The sequence below is a fragment of the Oceanimonas marisflavi genome (assembly GCF_003049725.1).
GTDB classification, from domain to species: domain Bacteria; phylum Pseudomonadota; class Gammaproteobacteria; order Enterobacterales; family Aeromonadaceae; genus Oceanimonas; species Oceanimonas marisflavi.
This window is the reverse complement of the sequence record NZ_QAGM01000043.1, coordinates 1-7,233: the sequence shown is the minus strand read 5'-3', so window position 1 is coordinate 7,233 and position 7,233 is coordinate 1. Positions and strand designations below refer to the sequence as shown.

Below are 7,233 nucleotides of genomic sequence, written 5' to 3'. Positions count from 1 at the left end.
CTCATTTGCTTGGCTGGAGAAGTGTCGGAGGCTGTGGAAGAACTGCGAGCGCAAGCTCAATACGAGCTTGCAGTTCATCCACTTGGCATTTTTGGTTTTGCTATTACGGAGATCGTAAACAGGTTCTGAGAAGTTTTGTCAGCCTGCCGCTGGGTCAACACTCCCTGGGACTGTCTTATACCGAGCGTTCATATTCACAACGCCGGGATGTGAAACTGGCCACTGCCAGCTACAGCCTGCAGCTCGGCGCCGGCAGCCTGAGGCTGTCAGCTCTGCATTTGTTCAACAACAGCCGGGGGACGGAGGTGCAGTTGTCTTACCATCTTCCTCTGGGCGCAGAGCGCACCAGCGCCAGCCTGAGCCTGGGACACTCCGCCGACAGGAAGCAGGGCAGGTTGCAACTACAGCGCAGCCTGCCGGCCGGTAACGGCCTGGGATACCGATTGCAAACAGGGCTGGGGGACGATGACTCACAGCAGGCCAGCCTGGCTTTGCATCACGACAAGGGAGTTCTGGAGCTGGAAACCGCTCGGCAGAATGCGGAGCATGGTTATCGGGCCAGCGCCCGGGGAGGGCTGCTCTGGTTCGACAAACGGCTATTTGCCACCCGCTCTTTGAATGACAGCTTCGCGTTGGTCACGTTACCGGGGCTGAGCCAGGTGATGGTTTATGCCGACAACCGGCCAGTGGCGACTACCAACTCACAGGGTCAGGCTTTGCTGACCGGATTGCGTCCCTACGAGCGTAACCGGATCCGAGTTGAGCATGGAGATATTCCCCTGAATGTGAGCCTTGCCGGGTTGGAGCACACGGTGGTGCCCTATTATCGCAGTGGCGTCAGGGTCGATTTTTCCATGGAAAACGGGCGGGATGCGTTTTTCCATCTGGTTAATGAAGCCGGTGAAACGGTGCCTGCGGGGGCAACCGTCATCATGAGTGATGGCCGTCGTTTTCCGGTCGGGTTTCGTGGAGAGGTGTTCCTGACCAATGTGGCCGAGCAAAACACCCTGCAGGTGCGATGGCGTGATCAAGCCTGCAGGGTAGAGCTGGCGGTGCCGGACAGCACGGAGCCGGTTCTCGATTTGGGGGGCTTCGTTTGTCGAAGCCCGCTACCGGGTAAGGAGATGCGGTAATGACATTCAAACCTTCACTTCTCTACCAACGAATCTGGCGCTTTGTGATATTGCTGTCTGGCCTGGTTTTCTGGGTTACCGGCAGTCATGCCGCTTGTAGTGCCACAGTAGCCGGTGTCAGTTTCGGAAATTACGATGTTTTTACTGCCAGCTCGCTGGACAGTGCCGGCAATATCAGGGTTGATTGTGATCTGCTGACCTGGACCTATTATGTCATCCGTCTTGGCCCGGGCAATGGTAGCTATGTCGAGCGGCAGATGCAGCATGGGAGCCATGTGCTGGCTTACAACCTCTATACCAACAGCAGTCGCAGCCAAGTCTGGGGAGATGGCAATGGTGGCACCGCAAGCGTCAATGGCAGGAGCCTGCTGGGGAGCCCGGGCAGTTTTCCTGTCTATGGCCGCATTCCGGCAGGACAGAATACTGTGGTGGGACATTACACTGACACTTTGGTAGTGACGGTGGAATATTGATAGAGGGGCGGCCCGGCCGCCCCGTAACGATCAGGCCAGCTCGTCGTCGCCGACCCGCACCACCAGCTTGCCGAAGTTCTCTCCCTGCAGCAGGCCGATAAAGGCCTGAGGGGCCTGTTCCAGCCCGTCCACCAGCTGTTCGCGGTAGTGAATTTTGCCTTCCCGCAGCCACTGGCTCATGTCGGTGACAAACTCATCGTAACGGTGGGCATAGTCATCAAAGATGATAAAGCCCTTGACCGTCAGGCGCTTGATCAGAATGGTGGCCATCAGCTGATTCAGGCGATCCGGCCCCTCCGGCAGAGCGGTGGCATTATATTGCGAGATAAGGCCACACACCGGAATGCGGGCATGGGTGTTGAGCAGGGGCAGCACCGCATCCAGCACTTTGCCACCCACGTTTTCGTAGTAGATATCGATGCCATCGGGGCAGGCGCTGGCCAGCCGCTCGGCAAAGTCATCGGCCTTGTGGTCGAGGCAGGCGTCCACGCCCAGGGTGTTCAGCGCATAACGGCATTTCTCCTCGCCGCCGGCCACGGCCACCACCCGGCAGCCCTTGAGCTTGCCGATTTGCGCCACCATGGCGCCCACGGCACCGGTGGCGGCGGCCACCACCAGGGTTTCTCCGGCCTGCGGCTTGCCGATATCCAGCAGCCCCATATAGGCGGTAAAGCCGGGCATGCCGAGCACCCCCAGCGCCCAGGACGGCGACATCTGTTCCGGCTCCAGCTTGATCAGCCTTTCACCGTCGGACAGGGCATAGTCCTGCCAGCCGCTGTAGCTCAGCACCCAGTCGCCGGGCTGATAATCCGGGTGCCGGCTGATCTGTACCCGGCTGACGGTGCCGCCGACCATGGGGTCACCCAGAGCCACCGGCGCGGCGTAGGATTTGGCGTCATTCATACGGCCCCGCATATAGGGGTCCAGACTCAGATAAACGGTGCGCAGCAGCAACTGGCCCTGCGCCGGCTCGGGAATGGCCGTTTGCTGCAGGGTAAAGTTGGCGGCGGTGGGCGCACCCACCGGCCGCGAGGCCAGGGTGAGCTGACGGTTGTGCATGGTGGTTTGTGTCATGGTGTGCTCCTTGTGTGATGGCGGAATATTACAGGCTGGCCAGCAGTACACGGCGGCACAGCGCGGGGGTTACGTCGTCGTGCTCACCCAGTGCCACCATGCCGTGCTTTTCCAGGCTGGCGATAATGCCGTCGATATGCTCGGTGCCCAGGCCGTAGTCGCCGAGCCGGGTTTTCACGCCCACCGACTCAAAGAAATCGCGGGTGCACTCTATGGCGGCTTCGGCCTTGTGGTCGTCACTGCCCTGGTGAATATTCCATACCCGCTCGGCGTACTGCACCAGCTTGCCGAGCTTGCTGGCCTTGCGCTGGCGCAGCATTTCCGGCAGCACCACCGCCAGGGTCTGGGCGTGATCCAGGTGGTGAAGGGCGGTCAGCTCATGGCCCAGCATATGGGTGGCCCAGTCCTGGGGCACGCCGGCACCAATCAGGCCGTTGAGCGCCAGGGTGGCGGTCCACATCAGGCTGGCGCGGGTCTGGTAGTCTTGCGGCTCGGCCAGGGCTTTGGGACCGATCTCGATCAGGGTTTGCAGCAGGCCTTCGGCAAAACGGTCCTGCACCGGGGCCTGGGCCGGATAGGTCAGGTATTGCTCCATTACATGCACAAAGGCGTCGACCACGCCGTTGGCCACCTGACGGGCTGGCAGGGTATAGGTCTTGACCGGATCCAGCACCGAAAAGCGCGGATATACCCGCTCGCTCTTAAAGGGCAGTTTGGCCTGCAGCAACTTGCGGGTGATCACCGAGCCCTGGTTCATTTCGGAACCGGTGGCCGGCAGGGTCAGCACGGTGCCAAAGGACAGCGCCTTTTCTATGTTTTGCCCCATGCTGAGCAGGATCTCCCAAGGATCGCCTTCAAACAGAGCAGCAGCGGCCACGAATTTGGTGCCGTCGATCACGGATCCGCCACCAACGGCCAGCAGAAAGTCGATGTTATTGCGGCGCACCAGGTCTACCGCCTCCATCAGGGTTTCAAAGCTGGGATTGGGTTCAATGCCGCCGAACAGCTGCACCTTGCGCTGGCCCAGCGCCGCGGTGACCTCGTCTAGGGTACCGGTGCGGCGGGCGCTTTCGCCACCATAGAGCACCAGCACGTGAGCACTGGCCGGTACCAGCTGATCAAGGCTGGCAATTTTGCCGGCACCAAACTCGATTCGGGTGGGGTTGTAAAAGCTGAAATCCTGCATGAGTTCCTCTTGTGCTGTGACTATACAAGTTGTTAAGTAGACCGGTCGTCTAGTTTTCAGGGCTGAAAAAACCCGCGTTGTGGCGGGTCTGTTCAGCCAGCAGTCAGGGCTGCATCAGCCACTGGCGGGTCATGGCCATGGCCTGATCCATGTGCTGTGCGTCCCGGTGCAGCTTGGTCAGCAGGCTGGCGCCCAGCCACAGCTGATACAGGCTGGTGGCCAGCAGTGCCGGCTTTGTTGCGGCCGGCAGCGAGCCATCGGCCACGCCGGCGGTAATGCAGTCCTGAATGCGGCCAATCACCTTGTCGGTGCCGGCTTTCAGGGTCAGGCGCATGGCCTCGGACAGATCGGCCACCTCGGCGCTGAGCTTGACCACCAGGCAGTCACTGCGCCCCTGAGGGCTGCAGTAACGCCGTTGCCACTCATTCCAGTAGCTCATCAGCCGCTCGCGGCCGCTCAGCGCTGGTTGAGCGAACAGGGCGTCCAGCTCGGTCAGATACTGGCTGAAGTAGTCCTCCAGCATGGCCTGGCCAAACTGCTCCTTGGATTTGAAGTAGTGATAAAAGGAGCCCTTGGGCACACCTGCCTGCTGCAGCAGGGTGCTGAGCCCGACCGAGCTGAAGCCCCGGGCGGCGAGAATGTCGCGGCCGGTATCAAGCAGATGCTGACGGGTGTCTTGATGTTTTGTACTCATGGTGTGCATCCTACATTCAACTAGACCGGTCGTCTAGTGTTCATTGTTATCTCTTGGTATTGTTATTTTTGCAGCACCCGTACTTTTACTGACTCTGGCAGCTCGCGAAAGCGCTGCCCCAAGGTCAGCTCCAGCCGGCGCAGGTCACGCTCCAGTTTTGCCCGCTCGGCGTTATCGTCGGTGACCGTCAGCAGATCCTGCAGCCGCAGATATTCCTTGCGGGCCTCCAGCTCGGGTGGCAGATAGCCGGCATTTTTCAGCAGCCGGTAGCCGGCGCGCAGGTGCTCGGGCACCAGACTGTCGTCCTCCAGTTGCTGGGGCTTGCCCGCACCGGGTAAATTCTCGAACTGACCTTCCTTGTGCGCCTGGCTGATAGCCTGCTCGGCCAGCTGATCGATAAGCCACATGGTTGTCTTCCGGCGGGTTACTTCCCGATACAGAAAGTGAAGTTTTCTTTAATATCATATAGATGCTGACTTCTCGGGGACCTTCCGGGGGAAATTGAAGTCAGACACCGATTTGAGAAGTAGATCACAGATACGCATGGTGATGCCGGCTTCGTTTGCAATCGCTTTCCGCCGATATGCTCGGTTGCTTACTCTTTGCCAGTCGTTAGCCGGGAGGATCTGGCTTTTACTTCCCCCAGTATGGAGTCACGGATGTGGTTGGGGAAGTCGTTTGGCAACTGGTTACTGACCTTGTCGATGGCAGTATCAACCAAGCTTGCTACCTCCGCCAGAATGGTCGCCATCGCCTCCTGAGAAAAGCCTACTGCTTTGGCTGTCTGGAAGAAGTGCCTTGGAAAGATTTGCTCAATGCCGTACTTCCTGCCTTTCGTACCTTTGAGGCCCATGGCCAGTTTGGCATCGCGTGGATGAAGACCTCTGCCACCAAACACCGGGTACATGGAAAGAATGTCGTAGAAAGGGGTCAGGCGAAAGCGGCCATCGGGTTCAATGAACACGGAAAAGTTCTTGGCATGGCCATCTGTTGCGGCCAGCAGCCAAAACAATACCTGTGCTTTCATGAACCGAGAGCGGTCTTGCTCGGCATTGGCCGAGCCCAGCAGGTAGGACATGATCTCTGTAATGCCTGGTCCACCGTGGTTCTCGTACTTCTGTGCCGATGGGACGTTCAGAACCTGGCAAAAGTCCTCCTGCGGCAAACGCATAAGCCAGCTGCCATCAGATGCATATTTACGGTCAAAACGCTCTATGGCCAACGCCTTGATGGTGCCCACCTGCATCATGAAGCAGTTGGGCACCGGCAATCCAAACTCTCGTGCCATCAAGGTACAGAGAAATTCATTTTCGACACTGTCTGACAGGTCAATGGAGTATGAGTGGCTTTCTTTGCCGATAGGCAGTTTGATGATATGGGTCGTTGGTGTGGCATTACGGGGCTGGCACCACCTATCTCCCAAGAGCAGTAATGCGGTTTTCTCCTGGGCACCGGCGATGGAAATCCGAAAGTCCTCTGCTTCCTCGATCATCCCCAGAGGAGCACCAGCCTGATAGCCAGTCAGCACCTTCTCCAGCTCCCCGTCAGACAAAACCTTGTATTCCATTTTTCGAATATCGCCGGGGGGAATGCCCTGTGGCAACAGTTGCAGGGCACCCACAGTGTCGGCCCCGACTTTGGACAGCAAATCAAAAGGTTGGGTTGATTTTGCGTTATATCTGGCAAGTATCCGGTTCCTGACGTCAGGCGTATCAGGTAACAGGTTGTCAAAGAAGTTGTATGCTTCATTGCCTTGATACGCCTGATGACGCAGTGGCATGGAAAGTGATATCGGACGGCTTCCAGGCAAGCGTAGCCAGGCCTCGTCGTATTTGAAATGATGGGCACCTGAGCCGGTTCGGGCGAAAATGCCCACCCGGTAACCGTTCATGTAGACATCCAGCGCTGCCATTACCACTCCTCCTTCCAGCCTGCTGCTCCATCGCTATCTGAGTCTGTTCCAGTGGTATTTCGTGGCTGAACCGTCAGTTCCAGCTCTAATGCCGACAGGATTTTGAAGAAGGTCTCCAGTTTGGTGGTGTCCGGGTGCAGTTCAAAGTTGGAAACCGTGTCCTGCCGGATCCCCACCTTGCCGGCCACCTTACCCTGTGAAAGCCTCTGGGTGAGTCTGACATCTTTCATGTAAGCGCTGAGCTGATGGGCACTAGTGATTTTCATGGCTGGGCTACCTGAGAGAGTTGATACTTCTACATTACACGCTGTGGCAGGTATATCAAAGTTTACACCTTATAGCGGGTAAAGCTAATATTACACGCTAAAGCAGTTAATGCCCCCAGTACCTGTTCCAGCGAGTGAGCTAGATCAGGGTTATCTGTTCTGTGCAGATAAACTGATACTCTTTTTAACGCTTGTGGGACATCCGCAGCAGTCTGGAAAGGGTGGTATCGAGGGCATAGGCCTCAAAGCTTTACTCAGGATCTCGTTAACCTAGGGGGCGTTCTCAATCATGCCAACCATATCACTGTTGATACGAGGTGGAGCATGGCAGTGTAGTGTTTCGCGACACGTTCATATCGTGTCGCGACACGACGGTAATGCTTGAACTTCTGGAAAGCGCGTTCAACCAAATTACGCTCTTTATACAGTGCCTTATCGTAATCCCGAGGGCTGATCCGGTTCTTCCTTGGTGGGATCACCGGATTGGCTCCACTG

At 57.7% G+C, this 7,233-nt stretch carries 9 protein-coding genes and 1 pseudogene; 3 read left to right on the top strand and 7 right to left on the bottom strand.

Annotation, left to right across the window (positions count from 1 at the left end; translation table 11 throughout):
* The 3 genes and pseudogenes from DA373_RS16530 to DA373_RS15795 all read left to right on the top strand — a co-directional run.
* A pseudogene (locus DA373_RS16530) lies at positions 1 to 118 on the top strand (IS5/IS1182 family transposase); the annotation flags it as partial.
* Between the two features lie 7 nt (positions 119 to 125).
* A complete protein-coding gene (locus tag DA373_RS15800; protein WP_232821385.1) occupies positions 126 to 1,133 on the top strand; it encodes a fimbria/pilus outer membrane usher protein in 1,008 nt (335 codons plus the stop codon).
* Entirely contained in the window at positions 1,133 to 1,606 is a 474-nt protein-coding gene (locus DA373_RS15795) for a Csu type fimbrial protein (RefSeq protein ID WP_107853232.1), read from the top strand. Before DA373_RS15800 ends, DA373_RS15795 begins: the two co-directional genes overlap by 1 nt.
* 30 nt (positions 1,607 to 1,636) lie before the next feature.
* Here DA373_RS15795 and DA373_RS15790 read toward each other — a convergent pair whose 3' ends face one another.
* The 7 genes from DA373_RS15790 to DA373_RS15760 form a co-directional block, all read right to left on the bottom strand.
* Positions 1,637 to 2,680, bottom strand: coding sequence for an NADP-dependent oxidoreductase (locus DA373_RS15790; protein ID WP_107853231.1), 1,044 nt, complete (start codon positions 2,678 to 2,680; stop codon positions 1,637 to 1,639).
* A 28-nt stretch (positions 2,681 to 2,708) separates the two neighbouring features.
* Entirely contained in the window at positions 2,709 to 3,866 is a 1,158-nt protein-coding gene (locus DA373_RS15785) for an iron-containing alcohol dehydrogenase (RefSeq protein WP_107853230.1), read from the bottom strand.
* 103 nt (positions 3,867 to 3,969) lie between these two features.
* A complete protein-coding gene (locus tag DA373_RS15780; protein WP_107853234.1) occupies positions 3,970 to 4,560 on the bottom strand; it encodes a TetR/AcrR family transcriptional regulator in 591 nt (196 codons plus the stop codon).
* 62 nt (positions 4,561 to 4,622) lie between these two features.
* Positions 4,623 to 4,967, bottom strand: coding sequence for a DnaJ family domain-containing protein (locus tag DA373_RS15775; RefSeq protein ID WP_107853229.1), 345 nt, complete (start codon positions 4,965 to 4,967; stop codon positions 4,623 to 4,625).
* A gap of 188 nt (positions 4,968 to 5,155) precedes the next feature.
* The gene (locus tag DA373_RS15770; protein ID WP_107853228.1) at positions 5,156 to 6,472 is read right to left on the bottom strand and encodes a type II toxin-antitoxin system HipA family toxin; all 1,317 of its coding nucleotides are present in this window, start codon (positions 6,470 to 6,472) and stop codon (positions 5,156 to 5,158) included.
* Positions 6,472 to 6,738 carry a helix-turn-helix domain-containing protein gene (locus DA373_RS15765; protein WP_107853227.1) on the bottom strand — a complete coding sequence of 89 codons (267 nt, stop codon included), beginning with the start codon at positions 6,736 to 6,738 and terminating at the stop codon, positions 6,472 to 6,474. Before DA373_RS15765 ends, DA373_RS15770 begins: the two co-directional genes overlap by 1 nt.
* A gap of 287 nt (positions 6,739 to 7,025) precedes the next feature.
* A partial coding sequence (locus DA373_RS15760; protein ID WP_157953738.1) for a transposase occupies positions 7,026 to 7,233 on the bottom strand: 208 nt, incomplete at its 5' end.

Excerpts from the sequence above, each read along its gene's own strand:
- DA373_RS15795 (WP_107853232.1), top strand. The coding sequence starts at position 1,133 with ATGACATTCAAACCTTCACTTCTCTACCAACGAATCTGGCGCTTTGTG.
- DA373_RS15775 (WP_107853229.1), bottom strand. The coding sequence starts at position 4,967 with ATGTGGCTTATCGATCAGCTGGCCGAGCAGGCTATCAGCCAGGCGCAC.
- DA373_RS15765 (WP_107853227.1), bottom strand. The coding sequence starts at position 6,738 with ATGAAAATCACTAGTGCCCATCAGCTCAGCGCTTACATGAAAGATGTC.
- DA373_RS15780 (WP_107853234.1), bottom strand. The coding sequence starts at position 4,560 with ATGAGTACAAAACATCAAGACACCCGTCAGCATCTGCTTGATACCGGC.
- DA373_RS15770 (WP_107853228.1), bottom strand. The coding sequence starts at position 6,472 with ATGGCAGCGCTGGATGTCTACATGAACGGTTACCGGGTGGGCATTTTC.
- DA373_RS15785 (WP_107853230.1), bottom strand. The coding sequence starts at position 3,866 with ATGCAGGATTTCAGCTTTTACAACCCCACCCGAATCGAGTTTGGTGCC.
- DA373_RS15790 (WP_107853231.1), bottom strand. The coding sequence starts at position 2,680 with ATGACACAAACCACCATGCACAACCGTCAGCTCACCCTGGCCTCGCGG.